This is a genomic window from Xanthobacter aminoxidans (genome assembly GCF_023571765.1).
Lineage (GTDB): Bacteria > Pseudomonadota > Alphaproteobacteria > Rhizobiales > Xanthobacteraceae > Xanthobacter > Xanthobacter aminoxidans.
Window position 1 is genome coordinate 389370 of record NZ_JAMJXC010000003.1, and the last position, 24726, is coordinate 414095.

At 69.8% G+C, this 24726-nt stretch carries 22 protein-coding genes and 1 tRNA gene; 6 read left to right on the plus strand and 17 right to left on the minus strand.

The window, feature by feature from the left end; genetic code table 11:
- Positions 1 to 35: 35 nt before the first annotated feature.
- The 3 genes from EJ105_RS07275 to EJ105_RS07285 are packed head-to-tail and all read right to left on the minus strand — an operon-like array spanning position 36 to position 3243.
- Complete coding sequence (locus EJ105_RS07275) at positions 36 to 1226, minus strand: ABC transporter permease (RefSeq protein WP_250165781.1); 1191 nt, start codon at positions 1224 to 1226, stop codon at positions 36 to 38.
- Positions 1223 to 2197, minus strand: coding sequence for an ABC transporter ATP-binding protein (locus EJ105_RS07280; protein WP_250165782.1), 975 nt, complete (start codon positions 2195 to 2197; stop codon positions 1223 to 1225). Before EJ105_RS07280 ends, EJ105_RS07275 begins: the two co-directional genes overlap by 4 nt.
- On the minus strand, positions 2194 to 3243 hold the full coding sequence (locus EJ105_RS07285; protein ID WP_250165783.1) for a polyprenyl synthetase family protein: 1050 nt from the start codon (positions 3241 to 3243) through the stop codon (positions 2194 to 2196). Before EJ105_RS07285 ends, EJ105_RS07280 begins: the two co-directional genes overlap by 4 nt.
- Before the next feature lie 225 nt (positions 3244 to 3468).
- Between EJ105_RS07285 and fni the strand changes: the two genes are divergently transcribed.
- Positions 3469 to 4500, plus strand: coding sequence for a type 2 isopentenyl-diphosphate Delta-isomerase (gene fni, locus EJ105_RS07290; protein ID WP_250165784.1), 1032 nt, complete (start codon positions 3469 to 3471; stop codon positions 4498 to 4500).
- A 173-nt stretch (positions 4501 to 4673) separates the two neighbouring features.
- Here fni and EJ105_RS07295 read toward each other — a convergent pair whose 3' ends face one another.
- Complete coding sequence (locus EJ105_RS07295; RefSeq protein WP_250165785.1) at positions 4674 to 5516, minus strand: DUF1194 domain-containing protein; 843 nt, start codon at positions 5514 to 5516, stop codon at positions 4674 to 4676.
- 210 nt (positions 5517 to 5726) lie between these two features.
- On the minus strand, positions 5727 to 7034 hold the full coding sequence (gene ribB, locus EJ105_RS07300; RefSeq protein WP_250165786.1) for a 3,4-dihydroxy-2-butanone-4-phosphate synthase: 1308 nt from the start codon (positions 7032 to 7034) through the stop codon (positions 5727 to 5729).
- A 345-nt stretch (positions 7035 to 7379) separates the two neighbouring features.
- Here ribB and EJ105_RS07305 point away from each other — a divergent pair, with 345 nt between their 5' ends.
- Positions 7380 to 7847, plus strand: a complete 468-nt coding sequence (locus tag EJ105_RS07305; protein WP_250165787.1) for a hypothetical protein — start codon at positions 7380 to 7382, stop codon at positions 7845 to 7847.
- A gap of 113 nt (positions 7848 to 7960) precedes the next feature.
- On the opposite strand, the gene EJ105_RS07310 is transcribed toward EJ105_RS07305, so the two are convergent.
- Positions 7961 to 8036 (minus strand) — tRNA-Lys (locus EJ105_RS07310).
- 152 nt (positions 8037 to 8188) lie between these two features.
- Between EJ105_RS07310 and EJ105_RS07315 the strand changes: the two genes are divergently transcribed.
- A complete protein-coding gene (locus EJ105_RS07315; RefSeq protein ID WP_250165788.1) occupies positions 8189 to 9355 on the plus strand; it encodes a M20 aminoacylase family protein in 1167 nt (388 codons plus the stop codon).
- A gap of 94 nt (positions 9356 to 9449) precedes the next feature.
- Here EJ105_RS07315 and EJ105_RS07320 read toward each other — a convergent pair whose 3' ends face one another.
- Positions 9450 to 9689, minus strand: a complete 240-nt coding sequence (locus EJ105_RS07320; RefSeq protein ID WP_250165789.1) for a sulfurtransferase TusA family protein — start codon at positions 9687 to 9689, stop codon at positions 9450 to 9452.
- Positions 9686 to 11101, minus strand: coding sequence for a glutamate--tRNA ligase (gene gltX / locus EJ105_RS07325; RefSeq protein ID WP_250165790.1), 1416 nt, complete (start codon positions 11099 to 11101; stop codon positions 9686 to 9688). Before gltX ends, EJ105_RS07320 begins: the two co-directional genes overlap by 4 nt.
- Positions 11102 to 11339: 238 nt before the next feature.
- On the opposite strand from gltX, the gene EJ105_RS07330 reads away from it, so the two are divergent.
- Positions 11340 to 13514, plus strand: coding sequence for a ComEC/Rec2 family competence protein (locus EJ105_RS07330; RefSeq protein ID WP_250165791.1), 2175 nt, complete (start codon positions 11340 to 11342; stop codon positions 13512 to 13514).
- 120 nt (positions 13515 to 13634) lie between these two features.
- On the opposite strand, the gene lexA is transcribed toward EJ105_RS07330, so the two are convergent.
- The 9 genes from lexA to EJ105_RS07375 form a co-directional block, all read right to left on the minus strand.
- A complete protein-coding gene (lexA, locus tag EJ105_RS07335; RefSeq protein ID WP_024278908.1) occupies positions 13635 to 14345 on the minus strand; it encodes a transcriptional repressor LexA in 711 nt (236 codons plus the stop codon).
- 158 nt (positions 14346 to 14503) lie between these two features.
- Positions 14504 to 15718, minus strand: a complete 1215-nt coding sequence (locus tag EJ105_RS07340; protein ID WP_250165792.1) for a molybdopterin molybdotransferase MoeA — start codon at positions 15716 to 15718, stop codon at positions 14504 to 14506.
- A gap of 55 nt (positions 15719 to 15773) precedes the next feature.
- Positions 15774 to 16259, minus strand: a complete 486-nt coding sequence (gene moaC, locus EJ105_RS07345) for a cyclic pyranopterin monophosphate synthase MoaC (RefSeq protein WP_250165793.1) — start codon at positions 16257 to 16259, stop codon at positions 15774 to 15776.
- 117 nt (positions 16260 to 16376) lie between these two features.
- A complete protein-coding gene (locus EJ105_RS07350) occupies positions 16377 to 16790 on the minus strand; it encodes a DUF2147 domain-containing protein (protein WP_250165794.1) in 414 nt (137 codons plus the stop codon).
- An 89-nt stretch (positions 16791 to 16879) separates the two neighbouring features.
- Positions 16880 to 17671 carry an indole-3-glycerol phosphate synthase TrpC gene (gene trpC / locus EJ105_RS07355; protein ID WP_250165795.1) on the minus strand — a complete coding sequence of 264 codons (792 nt, stop codon included), beginning with the start codon at positions 17669 to 17671 and terminating at the stop codon, positions 16880 to 16882.
- Complete coding sequence (gene trpD / locus EJ105_RS07360; protein ID WP_168457922.1) at positions 17668 to 18702, minus strand: anthranilate phosphoribosyltransferase; 1035 nt, start codon at positions 18700 to 18702, stop codon at positions 17668 to 17670. Before trpD ends, trpC begins: the two co-directional genes overlap by 4 nt.
- 20 nt (positions 18703 to 18722) lie before the next feature.
- Positions 18723 to 19355: an anthranilate synthase component II gene (locus EJ105_RS07365; RefSeq protein ID WP_250165796.1), complete on the minus strand. Its 633-nt coding sequence runs from the start codon at positions 19353 to 19355 to the stop codon at positions 18723 to 18725.
- Between the two features lie 315 nt (positions 19356 to 19670).
- Positions 19671 to 21182 (minus strand): anthranilate synthase component I, encoded by a 1512-nt coding sequence (trpE, locus tag EJ105_RS07370; protein WP_250165797.1) that lies wholly within the window; start codon positions 21180 to 21182, stop codon positions 19671 to 19673.
- 12 nt (positions 21183 to 21194) lie between these two features.
- Positions 21195 to 23087 (minus strand): peptidylprolyl isomerase, encoded by a 1893-nt coding sequence (locus tag EJ105_RS07375; RefSeq protein ID WP_250165798.1) that lies wholly within the window; start codon positions 23085 to 23087, stop codon positions 21195 to 21197.
- Between the two features lie 175 nt (positions 23088 to 23262).
- Here EJ105_RS07375 and tpiA point away from each other — a divergent pair, with 175 nt between their 5' ends.
- On the plus strand, positions 23263 to 24012 hold the full coding sequence (gene tpiA, locus EJ105_RS07380; protein WP_250165799.1) for a triose-phosphate isomerase: 750 nt from the start codon (positions 23263 to 23265) through the stop codon (positions 24010 to 24012).
- Positions 24013 to 24428: 416 nt separating this feature from the next.
- Complete coding sequence (locus tag EJ105_RS07385; protein ID WP_024278918.1) at positions 24429 to 24725, plus strand: FAD assembly factor SdhE; 297 nt, start codon at positions 24429 to 24431, stop codon at positions 24723 to 24725.
- The last annotated feature ends 1 nt before the right edge of the window (position 24726 follow it).

Below are 24726 nucleotides of genomic sequence, written 5' to 3' on the forward strand. Positions count from 1 at the left end.
TGTCGCAGGGGCGAGACTTCAGGCCAGCCGCAATTTCAGGCGAGCCGGACTTGCCGCCGGATGAACCAGAGGGTGGCGGCGGCGCCGGCAGCGGCCCAGCCGAGGAGGATCAGGAGGGAGGGCGCCAGCGTCGCCATGCCCTCGCCGCGCCAGAGCGCCCCCTGAAACGCCTCGATGCCCCAGGCCGTCGGGGTGAGAATCCCCGCATGCTGGAGCCATTCGGGCATGAGGAAGCGCGGCACCATGCTGCCGCCCACGGCCGAGAGCAGCAGAACCGCGAAGGTGGAGAGCGTCTGCGCCTGCTGGCGCGTGCGGGAGACCGCCGCGAGCGGCAAGGCGACGCCGGCGGCAGCGGCCGAGGCGGCGACGGCCACGGCCGCGAAGGTCCAGAAATTCACGAACACGTTCACGCCATAGACGATCTGCGCCACCGTGAAGAGCACCGCCGAAAGCGCAAGCCCCTGGAGAATCAGGAAGGCGAGCTTGCCCCCCACCAGTGCCAGCACGCCGCCGCGGCTCATGACGATGCGGTCGAACACGCCGGAGCGGCGTTCGTCCACGAGGCTCCCGGCGCCCTGCACCGCCGAGAACAACAGGAACAGCATGGCGATGGCCCCGGCGTAATAGCTTACGCCCGGCTCGGACCGCCGGCGGGTGAGCGGCTGCCGCTCCATCAGCTCGGCGCCGCCGCCTGCCACCAGCTCCGGCGCGCGGGCGATGGATTGCTCCAGCCGTGACGTCTGGTCTTCGGAGAAGGCGCCCACCAGCACCTGGATCTGCGCCGCCACGCGGCGGATGGCGAGGCCGGGGAGATCGTCCGTGAACACCCGCTGGATGCGCGCCGAGAGCAAGGCCGCGGCCACATTGCGGGCGGGATCGGTGATGACGAGCAGCGGCGGCTTGTCGGTGGCGGCGGCCACGTCGCCCCGAACCACCAGCCCCACATCGGCGCGGCCGTCCGCCACCCGGGCGCGGACCTCCTCGGGCGTGACGAGGACGAGATCGTTGTCGCCGGCGTGGCCGAGCGCGGTGAGAAAGGCCGTGGCCGATGGCGCGTCGGTGGCGCGCGCCGCCGCGATCTTGATGACCGAGGTTTCGCCTCCCGTGCCGGCGAACACCGCCGCGAACAGGATGAACAGCACCGGCGGCAGCACGAACGTCATCATCAGCGCACCGCGGTCGCGCATCAGGGTCAGCGCCATGGCCCGGACGATGGCGCCGATCATGGATGGCCGCTCCCGGTCACGTCGGCATAGAGCGCATCGAGGCCCGCCGCCTCGAAGGCGATGGTGCGCGGCACGAGCCCGGCCACCTTGAGCGCGGCGATGAGCCCGCCCGCGCCTTCCGGCGTATCGGAGACGACGCCGCTGAAGGAGGTGCCGCCGTCATCGCCGGTCAGCCCGCGCAGGGCCAGCACCTGCCGCCCGTTCGGCGAGGGGGGCGTGGCGAAGGTGACGGCGGCGCGCCGCTGGTTGGGGAAGCGCGCGGCGATGAGGGCGGCGAGCCGCCCTTCCAGCGCGATCCGCCCCTCGGAGAGGATGGCGACGCGCTCGGCCACCTCCTCGGCGAAGGCGAAATCGTGGGTGATGACGAGAACGCCGAGCCCGTCTGCCGCCAGCCGCTGCACCAGCGCGGCGAGGTCGGCGCGGGCGGGGGCGTCGACGCCCACGGTCGGCTCGTCCAGCACCAGCAGGCGCGGATTGCCGACGAGGGCGGCCGCCACATTGGCGCGGCGCTGCCAGCCGCCGGAGAGCCGGTCGATGCGCTCGTGGGCGCGCTCCTCGATGCCGGTGCGCGCCATCACCCGCGCGACGCAGGCGGCAACGTCCGTGCGCCGGACGCCGGCGAGACGGGCGAAGACGGCGAGATTCTCGGCGATGGTGAGTGCGCGGTAGAGGGCGATGTCCTGCGGGGCGAGGCCGATGCGGGCGCGGGCCTCGCTCTCGGCGGCGGGGATGCCGCAGATGCGGATCACGCCGGTGCGCGGCGGGATGCGCCCGCAGATGGCGCGGACCAAGGTGCTCTTGCCGGCGCCGTTGGGGCCGACGAGGGCCGTGACCGTTCCTGCGCGCAGCACGAGGTCCACGCCAGCCAGCACAGTGCGCGCGCCATAGCCTGCGGTGAGGCCGAGAATGGCGAGGGGAGGTGCCGGGCTTTCGTCTTTCGGGTCGTCGTAATGGTGGGCGGCGGCGCTCACGGCGCCAGCGGCCCCATCAGTTCACCGAAGGCAGCGGTCATGAAGTCTCGCAGGGGCTGCTGGCCCTCCTTGTTGGGCCCCAGTTCTTTAGAGGCTGCGAGCGCCCCCGCCAAGTGCTCCGACAACAGCTTGCGCGCACGCGGCGCGCCGAGGGAGGCAATGACCGTCGCCTTGTTGGCGTCCTTGCCCACATCCTTGCCCAGCGTCGCCGCCGAGCCCGCATTGTCGAGGATGTCGTCGAGGATCTGGTAGGCGCTGCCCACATGGCCGGCGAGCGCCCGGAGGTGGCCAGCCTGCGCCTCGTCCGCCGCTGCGGCGCGGCCGGCGATTTCCACCGCGGCGGAGAACAGGACGCCGGTCTTGCGGCGGTTCACGTCCTCGGTGGCGGCGAGGGAGCGGCCGGGGCTGGGGCGCAAATCGTCATACTGGCCGCCGCACAGGCCGAGGGAGCCCACCGCCTTGGACAGGATGCACACGGCGTCGAGCCGCACATGATCGCTCGTCCCCGCCGCCGCGCCGGCGACGCCGAGGGCGCGGGACAGGAGCGCCACCGCCGCCAGCACGGCGACATCCTCGCCATACTGGACATGGGTGGTCGGCTGGGCCCGGCGCACCATGGCGTCGTCCATGCACGGCAGGTCGTCGATGATGAGGGACGACGCGTGGATCATCTCCAGCGCGCAGCCGAAATCCAGCACCGCATGCTCGGAGGCGTCGAGCTGCATGGCCGCCGCCATGGTGAGCAGCGGACGCAGCCGCTTGCCCGGCGCCAGCAGGATGTGCCGCATGGCGGCGTGCAGCACGGCCGGATGGGACGCGGCCGGCGGCACCAGAAGCCCGAGCCGGCGGTCCACCACCGCGCGCAGATAGGAGAGGTCGCGGGAGCGGGGCGGGAAGTCCGGCAGGGCGGTATCGTGGGCGTGCGCGGCCTCCATGTCCGGCGCCGCCGCGGCGAGCACGACACTGCCGGCAGCCGCCGACAGCGCTTCCCGCGAGGCCGTCGCCGAAGCATCGGTCCGCCGGTCTCGTCCGCCCTTCTGCCCCATACGCCCCCTCACTCTGTTCTTGGCCGCGCTCTTGGCCACCTTGGGCGACCATCCCCCTGCAACAGGCACATACGTTGCCTTGAATGACTTTAGATCACCGCTTACACAATGATGCCAGTGCGTGCGTTCCGCCGCGTCGCACATTTTGCCGGCGTGTGGCGCCAGCGCCGCGGCGCGGAATGCGCGACGCCAGAAGGCACGGATCCAGGGAACGCCGGGAGAGGCATGGACGAGAACGCAGCCGGTCGCCGCAAGGAAGACCATATCGACATCGTTCTCTCCGGCGATCGCGTGGCGTCCCGCGTGGATGCGGGATTCGACCGCTGGCGCTTCGTCCACTGCGCGCTGCCGGAATTGAGCCTCGATGCGGTGGACCTCTCCACCAGCCTGCTCGGCCGCCGGCTGAAGGCGCCGCTCCTCATCTCCGCCATGACCGGCGGGCCGGCGCGCTCCGAGGCCATCAACGCGCATCTGGCCGAGGCGGCGCAGGCGCTGGGCATCGCCCTCGGCGTCGGCTCGCAGCGCATCGCGGTGGAGACCGGCGCGGCCGCAGGACTCGGCGGCGAACTGCGCAAGCGGGCGCCGGATGTGCTGCTGCTCGCCAACCTCGGCGCCGCGCAACTCCTCGCCGCCGGTGGCCGCGACCATGCCCGCCGCGCGGTGGACATGATCGGCGCGGATGCGCTCGTCATCCATCTCAATCCCTTGCAGGAAGCCATTCAGGAAGGCGGCGACCGCGACTGGCGCGGCGTGCTCCACGCCATCGCCGGCCTCTGCACCTATCTCCATGTGCCGGTCGTGGTGAAGGAAGTGGGCTTCGGCCTGTCCGCCCCAGTCGCGCGCCGGCTGGTGAAGTGCGGGGTGGCCGCGCTCGATGTCGCGGGGGCCGGCGGCACCAATTGGGCGCTGGTGGAAGGCGCCCGCGGGAATGGCCGCACGCAGGCTCTGGCCGCCGCCTTCGCCGGCTGGGGCATTCCCACCGCCGATGCGGTGGTCGAGGTGCGCGCGGCGCTGCCGGATGTGCCGATCATCGCGTCCGGCGGCATCCGCGACGGGGTGGACGCCGCCAAGGCCATCCGCCTCGGCGCCGATCTTGTCGGGCAGGCGGCGGCGACGCTGAAGGCGGCCGTCACCTCCACCGAGGCGGTCGTCGCCCATTTCGAGCTGCTCGCGGAGCAGTTGCGTATCGCGGCTTTCGCGGCGGGGGCTGGCAGCCTCGCGGACCTGCGGGCGGTGCCGCTGGTCGAGGCGCGCTGAAGCGACCGTTCTGCGTCGTCCTCCGGCTCGACCGGAGGACCCATGGCGCCGCCGGAGGACCCATGGCGCCGTTTACCCGGCCGCCGAAGGCTTGCCCCTGCGGAGGAATGGGCCCTCCGGTCGAGCCGGAGGGCGACGGCGGTGCCGAGACGGGCGCCTATCCCGCCCATGCCTCAATTGGCCCAGTGATCCATCCAGATCTTCTCGCCGATGGTGCAGGAGATGCGGGGCTGTTGGGCTGAGGCGTGCTGGATCAGGCCCGGTCCGGGCTTTTGCACCACGCCGGCCACCTCCAGCACCAATTTGGTGCGGATGGCGCGGGAGAACTCGGCCATCGTCTCGACCGGGATGACGAAGGCGCCGGGGCCGCCGATGACGCAATCCTCGTAATAGACATCGAGCTCGGGGATATCGAGCGCGGACGAGGCGGAGCGCTTCATCAGCAGCGGCAGGCCGTTCACCGTGATGCCCCGGCGGACCACCGAATCCCGCGCCAGCGCCACGGGCGGCCCCTGATTGTTCACGCCGTCGCCCGACACGTCGATGACCTTGCGCAGGCCCCGGAAGCCGTTGAGGTCAAACTGGTCGGCGGCGAACAGCAGGGCGCCGGAGATGGAGGTGCGGTAGATGCGCCGGATGGGCGCGGACCGCACCGCATCGGAAAACGCCTTCGCGCTGTCCGGCCCGTCGATGATGCGCCACTCCACCACGATCTTCTGCTCGTTCTCGCCGGCCCACTCCACATATTCCACCGCGATCCGGCCATTGGGGCCGAGCCTCAGCGCATCGAGGAATTCGGGGGAGGTGATGGCGGAGGCATAGCCCTCGCGTTGCAGGGCCAGCTCGTCGGCATCCATGGAGTAGGAGACATCGACCGCAAGCACCAGTTCCACATCCACGGCGAGCTTGCCGGAGCCACCGGCTTCAGCCGGCGCGGTGTGGAAAAGGCCGAGGGCGAGGAGAGACGCGGCCAGCAGGCCGGAAGCACGAGACCAGAGGCGGCGGCGCGAGGACATGGACGGCTTCCTCCCGGGGAAGGAACGGTGCGGCATCACGTCCGTGAAATGCTGACACCGTTCCCCGGCGGGGAGAAGAGATTTGCCGCCTCAGGGCCTGTCACGTTTTGCGGCGGAACCGTTGCAATGGCGTGCGCTGCGGGCGTCACGCCATTGTCTTTTTAACCCTCGCAACGGGTTAGCGGCGGCAATGCCGCCGCCGTGCCGAAATCAATCGAGCGTTTCGGTACCGAGGATCTCGATGCCGAAGCCCGCGAGGCCCACATAGGTTCGGGTCTTGGAGGACAAAAGGCGGATCGACTGGATGCCGAGATCGCGCAGGATCTGCGCGCCCAGCCCCACCTCGCGCCAGTGCCGATCGCGCTCCAGCTCGCTGGTGCTCTTCTCGGAATTCTGGCCCATGGCCACCGCCGGCACGCCGCTGGTGCCGTCGCGCAGATAGACCAGCACGCCGCGGCCCTCGGCCTCGATGCGTTCCAGGCTCTTCTGCAGCACCTTGCCGCCGCTGAAGGCGTCGGCGATGGCATCCGCCCGGTGCAGGCGCACCAGCACCTTCTCGCCGTCGCCGATGCGGCCCTTCACGAGGGCGAGATGGTTCACCGGATCGAAGGGCGTCACGTAGGAATAGCCCTGCAACTCGCCGACAACGGTCGGCACCGGGAATTCCGCCGCCCGCGTCACCAGCTTCTCGCGCGCCTGGCGATAGGCGATGATCTCCGCCACCGAGATGCGGGTGAGGTTGTGCTTCTCGGAGAAGGCGGTCACCTGCGGCCCGCGCTGCACCGTCCCGTCGTCATTCACCAGCTCGGCGATGACGCCGATGGGCGGCAGGCCGGCGAGGCGGCAGAGATCCACCGCCGCTTCGGTATGGCCGGAGCGGATCAGGACGCCGCCCTCGCGGGCGATCAGCGGGAAGACATGGCCCGGCCGCACGAAATCACCGGCGCCCATGTTGGGATTGGCCAGCGCCCGCACGGTGTTGGTGCGCTCCTCGGCCGAGATGCCGGTGGTGGTGCCGTGGCGCACATCGATGGAGACGGTGAAGGCCGTGCCCATGGGCGCGTCGTTGTTCGACACCATGGGATCGAGCCGCAGCCGCTTCGCCTCGGACGGGGGCAAAGGCGTGCAGACGATGCCGGAGGTGTTGCGGATGACGAAGGCCATCTTCTCCGGCGTCGCCAGCGAGGCGGCGAGGATGAGGTCGCCTTCGTTCTCGCGGTCGTCGTCGTCGGTGACGACGATGATCTCTCCCCGCGCGATGGCTTCGATGGCGGACTGGACGCGGGCCTGGGTGGTATCGGTCACGGGCAAACCTCGGATGTGCGGGACGAGGCCGAGGAAATCGTTGGGCGTCACCTGCTGCCCCGTCGCCTCGGCGATCTTTTCGGCCGTCTCGCGGGAGATCCAGGCGCGCTCGTCATTGCACAGGGCCGTCACGCTGGCCGGGGACATGCCCACCTGCCGCGCGAACGCGCTGCGCTTCGTTCCGGTTGCCGAGAGCCATTCCGCGAGCTTCATGGGGCCAGCATAGCGAAGCGAATTTCAGTGACAATGAAAAAGTGCGGCAAGTCACTTTGGCGCCATGTTTGCTAAGGCTGAATTCGTCTATTCCGGCAAGAACGGCCAGCGTGGGCGCCCAATAGAGGTGAGGGCGGCTGTTCCGGGAGGACAAGGGCGATGGCGTAGTATCGCCAAAGCTGCCAGACTCCTGCTACCTATGGGTGTGCAGCCAATTGAAGCCTCAGGTCCACGCTGATGAAATGCCACCAGTGCGAAAGGCCGGCCTTCTACGAAGTGGAGGGGGTAGCGCTATGTCTCCACTGCTACGGAATCCTTTCTCGGATTCACGCGCAAGAGTTTTTGATGAACGCGGCAATGGCCAATCGGGCATTGGACGACATGGATGCAGTGATGTGGCCCCTTATTCCAGGTGGTCGAATACCCATTGAGCCGCTCGCTCGCGCAATACAAGGATCGCCTACGTTGAACCATTTCAATTTGACCAACAGCCAAGTCGGTATCATCAACACCGGCAGCATCCAAAAAATAGATACAGCCATAACGCAGACCCAAGGGTCGGATGCCGAGGGTATTGGAAAAATAATTCAAGCACTCACTGCGGTAGTTCTCGCGGCTCACGAGCTTACGGCGGATGAGCAGGCAAAAATGGTGGAATTGATCGAGGCACTCTCGCAACAGGTAATTGAAGGGCGGAAGCCTGCGGTAATTTCAGCTCTGATGAAGTCACTCAAGGATGGGCTCATTGGTGTGTCGGCAGCGGTTCCTCTTGTCCAGAAGCTTTGGGAGGCCCTTCAAGCGCTGGGCTCCTGAGTCGCGATCGGCGGGAGCTGGTCTAGGTTTAGTGCACCTTCTAAGGCATAAAACCAAATTGCCGCATCTCTAACCCATTGAGAATACAGCAATAAAAATATGTCGAGGTGAGGTGGTGAGCCCGTCGGGATTCGAACCCGAGACCCCATGATTAAAAGTCACGTGCTCTACCGGCTGAGCTACGGGCTCACTTGACGCGTTGGTTAGGGTGCGAAGGCGGCGGGGTCAAGGCCGGGCGGGCGGGATGTCCCGGCATTTCGGCAGGGGGCGGCGCGGTCGCGGGCATTGACCGGGCAGGATGGGTTCCGCACCATGGCCGCTCAATTGCTTCTGGAATTGCCATGCCGGTCAACAACCACATCGCTGCCCGCGCCGACGAGATCGCGGCCTGGCGGCAGGATTTCCACCGTAACCCCGAGCTCATGTACGACCTCGACCGCACCAGCGCCGCGGTGGCGGAGAAGCTGCGCGCCTTCGGCTGCGACGAGGTCATCACCGGCATCGGCCGCACCGGCGTGGTGGGAATCGTGCGTGGGAAGGGGGATGGCCCGCTCATCGGCCTGCGCGCCGACATGGACGCGCTGCCCATTCTGGAAAAGACCGGCGCCGCCTATGCCTCGCAAACGCCCGGCAAGATGCACGCCTGCGGCCATGACGGCCACACCGCCATGCTGCTCGGCGCCGCGCGCCACCTCGCCGAGACCCGCGCCTTCTCCGGCACGGCGGTGCTCATCTTCCAGCCGGCGGAGGAAGGCGGGGCCGGCGCCAAGGCGATGATCGACGACGGGCTGTTCGTCCGCTTCCCCGTCCGCGAGGTCTACGGCATGCACAATCTGCCGGGGCTCGAGGTGGGGCGCTTCGCCATGCGGCCGGGCGGCATCATGGCCTCGGCCGACCATATCGAGATCGTGGTGGACGGGCGCGGCGCCCATGCGGCGCGGCCCAACCAGGGCGTGGACGTGGTGCTCACCGGCGCCGCCATCGTCATGGCCCTGCAGCAGATCGTCTCGCGCAATGTGGACCCGCTGGAGGCGGCGGTGGTCTCCATCGCCATGTTCCATGCGGGCGAGGCGGACAATGTGCTGCCGCCCTCGGCCACCCTCGTCGGCACCGCCCGCACGCTGGACCAGGGGGTGCGCGCCCAATTGCGCGAGCGCATCCGGCAGGTGGCGGAAGGCGTCGCGGCGGCCTATGGCGCCACCGCCACGGTGAGCTTCAAGGAAGGCTATCCGGTCACCAGCAACCATGCCGATCAGGTGGCCTTCGCCGCCGAGGTGGCGAGCGAGGTGGCCGGCGCCTCCGAGGTGGACGCCGCCGCGCCGCCGCTGATGGCGGCCGAGGATTTCGCCTACATGCTGGAGGAGAAGCCGGGCGCCTACATCTTCATCGGCAACGGCCCATCCGCCGGCCTGCATCATCCGCAGTACGACTTCGCCGACGCGGCCATTCCCTACGGCGCGTCCTATTGGGTGCGGCTGGTGGAGCGGGCACTGCCGCTGACGGCGTGAGTTCAAGCCTGCGCGGCGCTTGAGCGAGACGCGCTAGAAGCCCGCGCGGCGCCTGAGCGAGACGCACCAAAAGCCTGCGCGGTGCAAAGCTCTCTCAGGCCGGCTTCACCAGCACGAAGGTCAGGAGGCCGGTCTCGACCTCCTGCTTTTCCAGCACCGCGCCCGTCTCGTGCGCGAGGTGGGGAATGTCGATCACCGCCATGGGGTCCGTGCAGGTGACGACGAGCCGGGTGCCCGCCGCCGCCTGCGCCAGCGCCTTGCGGGTGCGCAAGGCGGGCAGGGGGCATTTCAGCCCCTTCAGATCCAGTGCGACGGTGACGGCGGCCGGCTTCAAATCGCCTGATCCCGGAGCCGGCCGAGGCTCTCCTCGCGGCCGAGCACTGCGAGCACATCGAACACCGGCGGGGAGGTGGACTTGCCGGTGAGCGCGGCGCGCAGGGGCTGGGCCACGGCGCCGAGCTTCACGCCCTGCGCCTCGGCATAGCGGCGCACCACCTCCTCGGTGGCGGCGGCGCTCCAGTCCACGGCTTCCAGCAGCGGCACGAGGCGCCCGAGATGGGCGCGGGCCTCGGGCGAGAGCAGCGTGGTCGCCTTCTCGTCCAGCGGGATCGGCCGCTCGACGAAGATGAACTCGGCATTGTCCAGCAGTTCGACCAGCGTCTTCGCCCGCTCCTTCAGCCCCGGCATGGCGGCGGCGAGCTGGGCGCGGCGGGTGTCCGTCATGCGCGGCAGGCGGTGCGCGGCGTCCGGCAGGTAGGGCACCAGCGCGTCGATGGCGGCGAGCAGGTCCGCGTCGCTGGAGGCGCGCATATAGTGGCCGTTGAGGCTTTCGAGCTTGGTGAAATCGAAGCGCGCGGCCGAGCGGCCCACCTTGTCGAGGTCGAAGAATTCGACCATCGCGTCGGTGGAGAACACTTCCTGGTCGCCATGGCTCCAGCCGAGGCGCACGAGATAGTTGCGCAGCGCCGCCGGCAGATAGCCCATGTCGCGATAGGCATCGACGCCCAGCGCCCCGTGGCGCTTGGAGAGCTTGGCGCCATCCGGCCCGTGGATGAGCGGGATGTGCGCCATGCGCGGCACGTCCCAGCCGAGCGCGCGATAGATCTGCGTCTGGCGGGCGGCGTTGGTGAGGTGGTCGTCGCCGCGGATGATGTGGGTGACGCCCATGTCGTGGTCGTCCACCACCACCGCCAGCATGTAGGTGGGCGTGCCGTCGGACCGCAGCAGCACGAGGTCGTCGAGGTCCTTGTTGGGGAAGGTCACGGTGCCCTGCACCATGTCGTCGATCACCGTTTCGCCTTCCTGCGGGGCGCGCAGGCGGATGACGGGCGCGCGGTCAGCCGGCGCCTCGGAGGGGTCGCGGTCGCGCCAGCGGCCGTCATAGCGCGGCGGGCGGCCCTCCTTGCGGGCCAGCTCGCGCATCTCGTCCAGCTCCTGGGGCGTGGCGTAGCAGCGATAGGCGTTGCCCTTCGCCAGCATCTCCGCCACCGCGGCCTGATGCCGCTCGGCGCGGGCGAACTGGTAGATGGGCTCGCCCTCCCAGTCGATGCCGAGCCAGGAGAGCCCCTCGATGATGGCGTCGATGGCCTCCTTGGTGGAGCGCTGGCGGTCTGTGTCCTCGATGCGCAGCAGCATCTTGCCGCCGGTGTGGCGGGCATAGAGCCAGTTGAACAGCGCCGTGCGCGCCCCGCCGATATGCAGGAAGCCGGTGGGCGAGGGGGCGAAGCGGGTGACGATCTGCGACATCGGGCGGGGCTCGGCGGGATGGGGTCCGCTTGGACGGAAGACACGCGTGCGCAGCCCTGCGGAACGCAAACCGAACCACATGGCGCGCGGGAGGCGCCCGTGTAGCATAGAGGCGGGGCACAAGGAACATGGGGCGGGGACGGGCGCGACCCGGCCCGGCCCCCGGCGGACGGGGATGGACGAGCGGGCTTCAGGCGGCGCGCGGGCAGGGGGACGGGGAGCTGCGGGCGCGCTCCCGGTGTTCTCCGCGCGTGGGCTTTCACGCCTCGCCGACGCGCTGAAGGCCCGCATCGCCCATGATGTTACGGCCGAGGCGGCGTCCGGCCGGCTGATCCTGTGGCTGCCGGCCGCCTTCACCGCCGGCATCCTGCTCTATTTCGGCGCCTCCACCGAACCTTCGCTCACCGCGAGCCTCGTGCTCGTGGCCCTGTTCGCGGCCGCGGCCTGGGGCGCTCGGGCGCGGCCGGTGATGTTCGGGGCCGCCGCGGTGCTCCTCGCCACCATGGCCGGCTTCGCGGCCGGCGGGGTGCGCACCGCGTTCATCGCCCACGAGATGGTGGTGCCGCCCAAGACCCCGGTGCGCCTGTCCGGCTTCATCGAGCGGGTGGAGCGGCGGACCACCGGCGACCGCATCCTGCTGCGGCTCGACGGCGACGCCGTGCGGGGGCTGAAAAACGCGCCGGCGTTGGTGCGCCTCTCGCTCCGCAAGGGGTGGGCGCCGCCGGTGGGGAGCCATGTAACCCAGCTGGCGCAATTGCTGCCGCCCTCCGGCCCGGCCATGCCGGGCGCCCATGATTTCGGCCGCACGCCGTGGTTTCAGGGCATCGGCGCCATTGGCTACGGGCTCGGCCGGCCCAAGGCGGCGGCGCCGCGCGATCCGCCTTTGTCCGTGCGCCTCGCCATGGCGCTCGACGGGGTGCGCCAGAGCCTGTCGGACCGCATCCGCGCCTCGCTTTCCGGCGTGCCGGCGGAGGTGGCGGTGGCGCTGGTGGCCGGCGATCGCTCCGGCATTCCGCGCGCGGTGGAGGAGAGCATGCGGGTGTCCGGCCTCTCGCATATCCTCTCCATCTCCGGCCTGCACATGGCGCTGGTCGCCGGCACCCTGTTCGCGCTGGCGCGGGGCCTGCTGGCGCTGGTGCCGGGGCTGGCTTTGTCGTGGCCCATCAAGTCCATGGCGGCGCTGATCGCGCTGTCGGGCAGCGCCTTCTATCTGGTGCTGTCGGGCAACGACGTGCCGGCGCAGCGCTCCTTCGTGATGACGGGGCTGGTGCTGGCCGGCGTGCTGGTGGGGCGGCCGTCTTTGTCGCTGCGCTCGGTGGGTGTCGCGGCGGTGGTGGTGCTGGCGCTGACGCCGGAGGCGGCGCTGGACCCGGGCACGCAGATGTCGTTCGCCGCCACCCTCGCCCTCGTCGCCGCCTATGAACGGCTCCAGCCTTTGCGGGCGATCCCCCGGCCGGATGGCATCGCCGGAGCCGTAGTCTCCTGGGTGGCCGTGCTGGTGGCCGGCACGGCGCTGACTTCGCTGGTGGCGGGGTTGGCGACGGCGCCGTATGGCATCTTCCACTTCCAGCGGGTGGCGCCCTACGGCCTGCTCGCCAATCTCGCGGCGATGCCGGCCGTCTCCTTCCTGGTGATGCCGGCGGGGCTTGCGGGCGTGCTGCTGATGCCGTTCGGCTGGGATCATCTGGCCTGGCCGGTGATGGGGCGGGGCATCGAGATCATGACGGCGGTGTCCGACTGGGTGGGGACCCTGCCGGGCGCCGACATCCGCGCCGCCTTCGTCGGTGCCGGAACGCTGCTCTGGCTGTCCCTCGCCCTGCTGGCCCTTTGCCTGCTGCGGGGCGTTCTGACCCTCGCGGCGCTGGTGCCCCTCGGCCTTGCCGCGCTGGTGGCGGGAACGCCGCTGAAACCGGACCTCCTCATCGCGCCCGATGCGCAGACGGTGGCGGTGCGGATGCCGGATGGACGGCTTTCCGTGCTCGGCGCCTCGGGCCAGAAGCTGGTGGTGGAGCAATGGCTGACGCGGGAGGGCGACCGCCGGACGGCCGGCACCAAGGACCTCGCCTCCGCCTTCCTGTGCGACCCGCTCGGCTGCACCGCGCCGCTGCCCGGCGGCGGAACCATCGCCGTCTCCCGGCGCGCCGAGAGCCTGGAGGCGGACTGCCTCAACGCCCGCATGGTCGTGACCCGCGATGCCCCGCCTCGCGCCTGCCCGGCCGAGGTTCTGACGCCGGAAAAACTCGCGCGGACCGGAACGCTCGCCTTCACCCTGCGCGATGGTGCCCTCGTGGCCGAGCGAAGCCGCAGCCCCTCGGTGTCCCGGCCGTGGATGGCACCGCTGCCGCCGGACCTCGCACCGGAGCGGGGGGCGGTCGATGCAGGCGATCCGCAGACCGACGCCACCGCTCCCTGATGCGACAACCACAAGGCGTCGGGGTGAGGGGCAACGCCTTCAAAAAAGCGCAGGCGCCCGTTGAGCGTGGACCACCGCGCCCCTCACCCCGTTCCGGATCTCCCGCGGGAGAAATAAGGATCAGTAGCGGCGCATGAGGCCGATCAGGCGGCCCTGGATGCGCACGCGGTCGGGACCGAAGATCCGGGTCTCGTAGGCCGGATTGGCGGCCTCCAGCGCGATGGAGGCGCCCTTCTTGCGCAGGCGCTTGAGGGTGGCTTCCTCGTCGTCCACCAGCGCGACGATGATGTCGCCGGTGTCGGCGGAATCGCACTTGCGGATCAGCACCGTGTCGCCGTCGAGGATGCCGGCCTCGATCATGCTGTCGCCGCGCACCTCGAGGGCGAAATGCTCGCCGGAGCCCAGCATTTCGGGCGGGATGTTCAGCGTATGGCTGCGGCTCTGAATGGCGGAGATGGGCGAGCCGGCGGCGATGCGGCCCATGACCGGCACCGAGACCACCTGTCCCGCCTCGTCATCCTCCGCCACGGGGCGGACCTTGCCGAGGCTGCCCTCGATGACCGAGGGCGAGAAGCCCCGCCCTGCGGACCGGGCGGAGGCGAGCCCCGGCGCCACGCTGTCGGGCAGGCGGACCACCTCCAGCGCGCGGGCGCGATTGGGCAGGCGGCGGATGAAGCCGCGCTCTTCCAGCGCGGTGATGAGACGATGGATGCCGGACTTGGAGCGCAGGTCCAGCGCTTCCTTCATTTCGTCGAAGGAGGGGGGAACACCGGTTTCCTTCAGCCGCTCATGGATGAAGCGCAGAAGGTCATATTGCTTCCGAGTGAGCATTCCCTGGCCCCGTTCCTTGCACGCACCGCCGCGGAACAGGCGCTCTCGGCCGGTCCCGATTCAAGGCGCATCCAGCCCGGTGCGCCGCGAAACAAATCATGAACAGTCTTTATCTGTTCCTTTTGTGTTCCGCAAGTGGTGAAGGCTCCGTTAAGGGCTCAATCCGCGAAGGGAATAATCTCGCAGGGGTCTCCGACGCGGCCCGCCGGGGCGAAAGGCGGGCGCACCAGAAGGCAGTCGGCGGCGGAAAGAATGCTCAGCATGGCGCTGTCCTGCGAGGCGCAGGGGATGGCGTGGATCGAGCCATCCGCCCGGCGCTCGAGGGTCGCGCGCATGAAATCGCGCCGCACGTCGTTGGGCGGCAGGTCGGCCGCGAGGCGCGCCGGCACGGTCTCGGGTCCGGGGCGGGAATCGCCCTGCAGGGCGCGGATGAGGGGGACGAGGTAGACCATCCCGCAGACGTGGGACGATACCGGGTTGCCCGGCAGCCCCAGCACCCGCACGGTGCCGCGATGGCCGAACATGAGCGGCTTGCCGGGCCTGAGCGCGATCTTGTGGACCGAGAGATCGACCCCTTCCGCCTTCAGCGCCGGGGCCATCAGGTCATGATCGCCCACCGAAGCGCCACCGGAGGAGACGACGAGATCGAACTCGCCGGAGAGCGCCCGCGACACCACGGCACGGATGGCGGCGAGGTCGTCCTTGATGAGGCCGAGGTCGGTCACATCGGCGCCGGCGCGGCGGGCGAGTTCCGCGAGGCCGAAGGCGTTGGAGACGACGATTTCGCTGTCGTTGCCGGTGCCCTGGCCCGGCAGCACCAGTTCGTCCCCGGTCTGGAGCAGCGCGACGCGCGGGCGGCGGGCGACCGGCACGGTCGCATGGTCCATGGCGGCGGCCAGCATGATGTCACGGCCGGTCAGCCGCCGGCCCGCGAAGAGGCCGGGCGCGTCGGCGGAAAAATCGCAGCCGCGCTTGCGGACGTTGCGGAGCGCGGCGGTCGGGGCCGTGGTGGTGATGGTGTCGCCCTCGCGGGAGACGTTCTCCTGGATCACCACCGTGTCGGTACCTTCCGGCACCACGGCGCCGGTGAAGATGCGCACGGCCTGCCCGGCGCCCACCGTGCCCGCGAAGGGTCGTCCGGCGGCGGATTCGCCGATGACGGCGAGGCGGGCGGGCGTCTGCGCGATATCGGTGCCGCGCACGGCGTAGCCGTCCATGGCCGACATGTCCGCCGGCGGCTGGGTGCGGCGGGCCGCCAGATCGCGCGCCAGCACACGGCCGGCCGCGGCCTGCACCGGCACATCCTCCACACCGAGCGCAGACACGCCGGACGTGATGAGCGCGGTGGCCTCCTCGACGGTCATGAGCGCCATGGCGCGGCTCCCTCACTCTGCCTGAACGCAGGTCTTGTCATGGTGGCGGGCCGGCTCAGGCCGCGTCGGTGGCGCGGAAGTGGCCGCTGCGGCCGCCGGATTTTTCCAGCAGGCGGATGCCTTCAATCCGCATGCCACGGTCGGCGGCCTTGGCCATGTCGTAGATGGTGAGGCAGGCCACGGAGACGGCGGTGAGCGCCTCCATCTCCACGCCGGTCTGGCCCGTCACCTTGGCGCGGGCCGTGACGTGGAGGCCGGGCAGAGCGGGATCGGGGGAAACCTCCACCTCCACCTTGGTCAGCATCAGCGGATGGCAGAGGGGAATCAGCTCATGGGTGCGCTTGGCGGCCATGATGCCGGCGATGCGCGCCACGCCCAGCACGTCGCCCTTCTTGGCGTTGCCGGAGAGGATGAGGTCCAGCGTCTCGCGCGCCATCACCACCTGCCCCTCGGCCAGCGCCTCGCGGGTGGTCGCGTCCTTGTCGGACACGTCCACCATGCGGGCGGCGCCCTGTTCGTCGAGATGGGTCAGGCTGGCCATGGCCGTCGCGGTCTTCCCGGATTCGATGTCGGGGGGAAGATGGCGTCCGCGGCGGCGCCTGTCCACCGCCGCAGGAGCAATGCGGCGGAAAGGCAGTGTTGCCGGGCTGGGTTCAGGTCAGCGCAGGCGGGTCCACACCTGCGTCTTGCAGAGCGGGACGACCACGCAGCCGCGCAGCTTCAGCGTGTTGTCGCCATCCATGGTGATGGTGCCGGAATAAGTCTTGCCGTCCTCGGCATTGTAGATGCTGCCGCCGGTCCATTCCTGCGGGCCGCCGGAGAAGCCGGTGAGGATGGTGAGGCCCTTCAGCGCCCGGCCGCGCAGCGAGGCGTTGGAATTGTTCACGTCCTTCAGCGCCGGATCGGCCTTCAGACCCTCAGAGGAAACGAGGCGGCCGCACAGGCCCGCGCCGCACTTGGAGATTTCCACCTGCCCGCTGCGGGTGGGAGTCAGCCACAGGCCGGTCGGGTCCGCGGCGAAAACAGGCGTGGCGAGAAGGGCGGCGAGGCCGGCAATCGCAAACGTCTTCATGAAGCTCCTCCCTTGCGTGCGGCCTCTTGCGGGCCACCTCACGTATTAAAGAGTAACTTCACGTATACGGCAAGCCGAGGTGGCGAGGCCTATGTGGCCAACAGCTGGCACGTGGCGGACGCGACATCCTCCTGCCGCATCAGGCTCTCGCCCACGAGGATGGTGCCGATGCCAACCTGCGCCAGCCGGGCCACGTCCTGCGGGGTGAAGATGCCGCTTTCGCCGATGACGATGCGGTCCTTCGGCACGCGCGGGGCGAGGCGCTCGCAGGTCTCCAGCGTGGTCTCGAAGGTGCGCAGGTTGCGGTTGTTGATGCCGATGAGCCGGCAGGGCAGCGCGAGGGCGCGGTCCAGCTCGGCGTCGTCATGCACCTCCACGATGGCATCCATGCCGTGCGCCGCCGCGGCGTCGGCGAGGTCGCGGGCGAGGGCGTCGTCCACCCCGGCCATGATGATGAGGATGCAGTCCGTCCCCCAGGCGCGGGCTTCCGCCACCTGATAGGTGTCGTACATGAAATCCTTGCGCAGCACGGGCAGGCTCACCGCCGTGCGGGCGGCCTTCAGATAATCCGGCGCGCCCTGGAAGGAGGGGGTGTCCGTGAGTACCGAGAGGCAGGTGGCGCCGCCGCGCTGGTAGGCGCGGGCGAGGGAGGGCGGGTCGAAATCCGCTCGGATCAGGCCCTTGGAGGGGCTCGCCTTCTTGATCTCGGCGATGAGCGCGGTGCGGCCTTCGGACAGGCTCTGCTCGATGGCGCCAGCGAAGGGGCGCACGCGGGGCGCGCAGCGGGCGGCGGCCTCGATCTCGTTGAGCGGCCGGGCCTTCTTGGCGGCGGCGATTTCCTCGCGCTTGTAGGCCTCGATCTTGGTGAGAATGTCGCTCATTGCGCGGCCTCCGGGGCGAGTGAGGCGGAAAGGGTGACGAGCCGTTCGAGCCGCGCGCGGGCGGAGCCGGTGTCGAGGCTGGTCTGCGCCATGCCGACGCCGGCGGTCAGGTCCTTGGCGCGGCCGGCCACCACGAGGGCGGCGGCAGCGTTCAGCACCGCCACGTCGCGATAGGCGCCGGGGGCACCGTCCAGCACGGCGCGCAGGGCTTCGGCATTGTGGGCGGCATCGCCCCCCTTCAGCGCCTCGGCCGGGGCGCGGGCGAGGCCCACATCCTCCGGGTTGAGGGTGAAGGTGTGGATGCGGCCGTCTTCCAGCACGGCGATGTCGGTGCCGCCGGAGATGGTGATCTCGTCCAGCCCGTCCGAGCCGTGGACCACGAACGCCTTCTCCGAGCCTAGCGCCTTCAGCACCTCGGCCAGGGGCACGATCCAGGATTTCGCGAACACGCCCACCATCTGCCGCTTCACCCCGGCCGGATTGGAGAGCGGGCCGAGCAGGTTGAAGATGGTGCGCGTGCCCATCTCCACCCGTGTCGGGCCCACATGCTTCATCGCCGGATGGTGGGAGGGGGCGAACATGAAGCCGATGCCGGCCTCGCCGATGCAGCGGGAGATGCCGGCCGGATCAAGATCGAGCCGCACGCCGAGCGCCGCGAGCACATCCGCCGCGCCGGACTTGGAGGAAAGCGCCCGGTTGCCGTGCTTCGCCACCGGCACGCCCGCGCCGGCCACGATGAAGCTGGCACAGGTGGAGATGTTGTAGGAGCCGGAGGCGTCGCCGCCGGTGCCCACCACGTCCACCGCCTCGTCCGGGGCTTCCACGGTGAGCATCTTGGCGCGCATGACGGAGACCGCGCCAGCGATCTCCTCCACCGTCTCGCCGCGCACGCGCAGGCCCATGAGCAGCGCGCCCATCTGGGAGGGCGTCGCCTCGCCGGACATCATGCGGTCGAACACGAAGGCGGCCTCGTCGCGGCTGAGGCTCGCGCCGGTGGCCACCTTGCCGAGCAGGGGTTTGAACTGGTCCATGGTGTGTCCTCGCCCCCGTCTCAGCCCTTGGCCTTCTCAGCGTTGAAGGCGGCGGCGATCTCGAGAAAATTGCGGATCAGCGCGTGCCCGTTCTCCGAGGCGATGCTCTCGGGGTGGAACTGCACGCCGTGGATGGGCAGGCTCTTGTGGGCGAGGCCCATGATGAGGCCGTCTTCGGTGTGGGCCGTCACCTCCAGCGCGTCCGGCAGGGTGTCCCGCTCGACGATCAGGGAATGATAGCGCGTGGCCTGGAAGGAATGGTTGAGGCCCCGGAAGACGCTTTTGCCCTCGTGCAGGATCTCGCTCATCTTGCCGTGCATGGGGGAGGGCGCGCGCACCACGTCGCCGCCGAACACCTGCCCGATGGCCTGATGGCCGAGGCAGACGCCGAACAGCGGCACCTTGTCCCCCGCCTTGGCGATGAGATCGAGGCAGATGCCGGCCTCGTTGGGCGTGCAGGGGCCGGGCGACAGCACGATGGCGTCCGGCTTCTCGGCCAGCACGTCCTCCACGCTCACCGTGTCGTTGCGGTGGACGGTGACGGTGGCGCCGAGCTCGCCGAGATAATGGACGAGGTTGTAGGTGAAGCTGTCGTAATTATCGATCAGCGTGACCTTCGGGGAGGGATTGGCCGAAACCTGTGTGGCGGACATCTGGAACTCCGGCCCCGCGCCGCGCTGTGCGGGAATGGCGGGTGTTAAGGCGAGGAATGACGGGCGGTCAATGGTGATGCGCCGCGAAGCGGTTCCCCGGACAAGCTCCAGCGGAGCTGGAGCGCCGATCCGGGGTCCAGCGCAGGGACAACCGCGAAGCGGGCGATGCCGGAGAGCGCTGGATCAGGAAGCGCATGCGGCGGCCTCCTTGCGCTGGGCCCCGGCTCGCATTCCGCTGACGCTGCATGCGTCCGGGGCGCGAGGCTGCTCCCGCTTCACCATCGCTCGCGGCGTGTCATCCCCATCTCCATCCCCTCACTGCCCCTTGCCGGCGCGGGCGGCGAAGCGGACGGCTTCCTCGCCGGCGCGGAACAGGGCCTTGGCCTTGTTCACGCACTCCTGGTGCTCGCTCTCGGGCACCGAGTCGTAGACGATGCCGGCGCCGGCCTGGACGAACATGCGCCCGTCCTTCACAACCGCCGTGCGCAGCACGATGCAGGTGTCCATCTCGCCATTGGCGCCGAAATAGCCGATGGCGCCGGCATAGATGCCGCGCTTGTCCTTCTCCAGCTCGTCGATGATCTCCATGGCCCGCACCTTGGGCGCGCCGGAGACCGTGCCGGCGGGAAAGCCAGCGGCCAGAGCGTCCACCGCGTCGAAGCGCGTGTCGATGGCGCCTTCCACGTTGGAGACGATGTGCATGACCTGGCTGTAGCGCTCGATGAAGAACGAGTCCGTCACCTTCACCGTGCCGACGCGCGAGACGCGGCCGGCGTCGTTGCGGCCGAGGTCCAGCAGCATCAGGTGTTCGGCCCGCTCCTTGGGATCGGCGAGCAGTTCCTGCGCCAGCGCCTCGTCCTCGGCATGGGTGGCGCCGCGCTTGCGGGTGCCGGCGATGGGGCGGATCGTGACCTTCCCGTCGCGCACCCGCACGAGGATTTCCGGCGAGGAGCACACCACCGAGAAACCGTCGAAGTTGAGATAGACGAGGAACGGCGCCGGGTTCACCCGCCGGAGCGCCCGGTAGAGGGCGAAGGGCGGCAGGGTGAACGCGCTCTCGAAGCGCTGGGACAGCACCACCTGGAAGATGTCGCCGGCGCGGATGTAATCCTTCGCCTTCTCCACCATGGCGCAGAATTCAGCTGCGCTGGTGTTGGAGGCCTGCGAGACCTCGCCGTGGAACGGATCGGGCGCCGGGTGGGCGATGGCGCGGTCGAGGTCCGCCACCACCTGGTCAAGGCGCTCGATCGCCGCTTCCCACGCTGCGCGGGGGGAGACACCCTCCTTCGCCCGTACGGGGGTGACGGCGGTCAGTTCGTCCTTCACCGCGTCGAACACCACCATGATGGTGGGGCGGATGAGCAGCGCCTCGGGCACGCCGATGGGATCGGGCTTGGCCGGGCCAAGCTTCTCCATCTGCCGCACCATGTCGTAGCCGAGATAGCCGAACACGCCCGCCGCCATGGGCGGGGCGCCCTCTGGCAGCTCGATGGCGGATTCGGCCAGAAGGGTGCGCAGGGCCTTCAGCGGCGGCTCGGCGCAGGGCACGAAGGCGCCCTTGTCGGCATCCGGCGTCCGGTTGATCTCGGCGACATCGCCGGAGGCCCGGAAGATGAGGTCGGGCTTCATCCCGATCATGGAATAGCGCCCGCGTGCCTGCCCGCCCTCGACGGATTCGAGCAGGAAGGCGTTGGGCTGGTCGCCGGCGAGCTTGAGGAAGGCCGAGACCGGCGTCTCAAGATCGGCGACGAGGGTGGTCGAGACCACCTGCGCCTCGCCCCTGAGGTAGCGCGAGGCGAAGAGGTCGAAGTCGGTGGGTGCGTTCACGGGCGCCGGCCTTCAGTTCGCCGGGTTGGTGCCGACCGCCTGGGCGAACAGGCGCTCGTTGATCTTCACGCCCAGCTCCTTCTGGATGGCGGCGAGGTATTGGACCAGCACGTCATTCTCCAGCTGGCGCGACAGCTCCTGGCTGACGCGGCTGGTGTCGGGCATCTGCTGCGGCACCTCCACCTTCGTCACCTGGAACACGATGCGGTCCGGCTCGGGCGCGCCGAGGGCGATGCCGAAGCCGCCCTCCTTCACGTCGAACACGGAGGTGACGCTCTCGGCGCTGAACGGGCCTTCCGCGCGGCCGCGGTGCAGGCCCTCGGCGATCTGGAGCGGAATGTCCGCCTCGGCGGAGACCTGGGCGAGGGGCGTTCCGGCCTTCGCCTTGTCCATCAGCTCCTTGGCCTTGGCTTCCACCGCCTTTTCCGTCTCCGCCTCGGTGTAGCGGGCAGTCACGGCGTCCTTGGCCTCCTCGAAGGTGCGGTCGCGGGCGGGGGTGATGGCGGCGGTCTCGTACCACACGAAGCCGCCGCCCTGGGGCAGCTGCACCGTGTCGGTCTCGACGCCCGGCTGGGCGGCGAAGGCGCCGGAGATCACGTCCGCTCCGCCGGGCACGTCCACCGAAGCGCCCGCCGTGTCGTGGCCGGAACGGTCCACGTCGAAGCTCTGGACCTTGAGGCCCAGCTTCTGCGCGGCTTCCTGGAGGGTGGCGCCGGAGGCGCGCTCGTCCTCCACCTTGTCGTGCATGTCGAGGATGATGCGCTTGGCCTTGTCCAGCTGCAGCTCGGAGACGATCTGCGGCTTCACCAGCTCGAACGGCTGGTAGGCGCCGGGCACGATCTTGGTGACATGCACCAGCGCCGTGCCGAAGCGCCCTTCCACCGGGCCGCTCACCGCGCCGTCCGCGAGGGAGAAGGCGGCATCGGCGATCTTCGGATCGAGGATGGCGGACTTGGCGACGAGGCCGAGGTCGGTGTCCTTCGGCGTCAGACCGCGCGCCGTGGCAATGTCGGCGAAGGTCGCGCCGGCCTTGATCTTCTCTTCCGCGGCCGCCGCATCGGCGGCGCTGGTGAAGACGATCTGCTGCACCTCGCGCGTCTCCGGCTTGCCGAAGCGGGCGATGGTGCGGTCGTAGTCGGCCTTGGCGTCCGCGTCGGTCACGGTGATGCCGGCGGAAAGGGTCGCGGGCGTCAGCGCGAGCACGCTGATCTTGCGGTATTCGGGGGCGCGGAACGCCAGCTTGTGCGCATCGAAATAGGCGCGCAGCGCCTCCTCGGTGGGCGCGGGCAGGGTACCGGCGGCGGCCGGGGTCACGCGGATATAGGAGGCGGTACGGGTCTCGCCCTCGAAGCGGTTGACCGCCTCCAGCAGCACCTGCGGCACCGAGACGCCGGCGCCGAGCGATTGCAGCAGCTGGTCACGCACCTGGCGCTGCTTCTCGCTGGCGACGAAGCGCTGCTCCGTCAGGCCGTTGGAGCGCAGAATCTGCTGGAAATAGCCGGGGTCGAACGCCTTGGCGCCGGGGGCGCGGAAGTTCGGGTTTTCCGCGATCTCGCGGGCGATCTGCGCGTCGGACACGGCAAGCGAGAGGCGGGCGGCCTCGGCGTCCAGCGTCGCGTCGGCGATCATCTGGTTCAGCACCTGCCGGTCGAGCCCGAAGGCGCGCGCCTGCTCGGGCGTGATGGCACGGCCGGCCTGCCGGCTGATCCGCTGGAGTTGGTCGAGATACTGCTGGCGGAACACCTGCGCCGAAATCTCGGTGCCGCCGACGCTCGCGACAGATGACGCGCCCATGCCGCGGAACACGTCGGCGATGCCCCAGACCACGAAGCTGAGGGTGAGCACGACGAGGAAAATCTTGGCGATCCAGCCGGAGGCGCCCTTGCGGAGTGTCTGAAGGACCATCGTTCATTCGTTCGAAGAGCGCCGGGGGCCCCGGCGCGGAAGCGGCGCATCATAGGGAGGGGGAGGGGGCCTCGCAACGGCGCATGGTCGCACCCCTTTCCAGCGGGCGCGCCGCTCTGGTACGTGAGGCCCCTACGCGAGCCTTGCTGCTGCTGCAAAACCCGGAGGAACCGCTATGACGGCCGAACGCCGCCCCCTGATCGCAGGCAACTGGAAGATGAACGGCCTGCGGGCGGCCAAGTCCGAGTTGCGGACCGTGGCGGCCGGCCTTGCCGGTCTTTCGGCGGAAACCATGATCTGCCCGCCCTTCACCCTCATCGGCGCCTTCGCCGCCGACGTCGCGGGCACCCAGCTGATGATCGGCGGGCAGGACTGCCACCCGGCCGAGAGCGGCGCCCATACCGGCGACATCTCCGCCGAGATGCTGCGCGACGCCGGCGCGGTGGCGGTGATTCTCGGCCATTCCGAGCGGCGCATCGACCACCAGGAGGGTGATGCCATCGTCAAGGCCAAGGTGAAGGCGGCGTGGCGGGCCGGGCTGCTCCCGGTGGTCTGCGTGGGCGAGACGCTGGTGGAGCGTGATGCCGGGGAAGCCGCTGCGGTGGTGACGCGGCAGGTGCGGCAGTCGGTGCCGGACGGGGCGACGGCGGTGAACCTTGTTGTCGCGTACGAGCCCATCTGGGCCATCGGCACCGGCCGCACCCCCACCACCGACGATGTGGCCGAGGTGCACGGCGCCATCCGCCACATTCTCGGCGAGCGCTTCGGCGCCGAGGCGAACGGCATCCGCATCCTCTATGGCGGCTCGGTGAAGCCCGACAACGCGGCCGCTTTGCTCGCCACCGCCGATGTGGACGGCGCGCTGGTGGGCGGCGCCAGCCTCAAGGCGGCCGATTTCCTCGCGATTGCCCGGGCGGTGGGCTGATTTCCCCTCTCCCCTACGCGGGAGAGGGTGGATCGCGGCGCAGCCGCGAGACGGGTGAGGGGGGTATCGCCGCCAATGCGCGCGACGGTGAGGAAGAGTTTTCCCGTCGGCCCACTGGCGGTGACCCCCGGCAATCCCGCCCCGTCCGGCATCCTTCACCCCTCACCCCAGCCCTCTCCCGCAAGGGGAGAGGGAGTTCGGCCGGTGTCGCGGGCCAGCCGCTTCGCCGCTGTCGCCCCGTGGGCGGTTTTGCCCCTCTCCCTTCGCGGGAGAGGAGGCCTATCGGCGCCGGCAAATCCCGCCGCGACCAGCCGCCATCCCCCGTGCCTACTGGCCAAGACGGGGGACAAGCCCCTATATGCCGGTGTCGGACGGGCCGCAGGGCCCGGCCGTCGCCTTGCTTTGGAGGTCCCCTCATGTCCGGCATCATCAGGTCCAGCGACGGCCTCGACGAGCGGCGCCGCCGCGTCCTGTTCCGGGCCCGCCATCGCGGGATGCGCGAGATGGACCTCATTCTCGGCGGCTTCGCCGATGCCGAGATCACCGCGCTGTCGGACGCGGAACTCGCTGATTTCGAGGAGCTGCTGGAGCCCGAGGACCAGAAGGTCTTCGCCTGGGTGAGCGGCACCGAGCCGATCCCGCCGGAATTCGACACCGAGCTGTTCCGCAAGATCTGCGCCTTCCATTTCTCGGGCCGCGGGCTGCCGGGCTGAT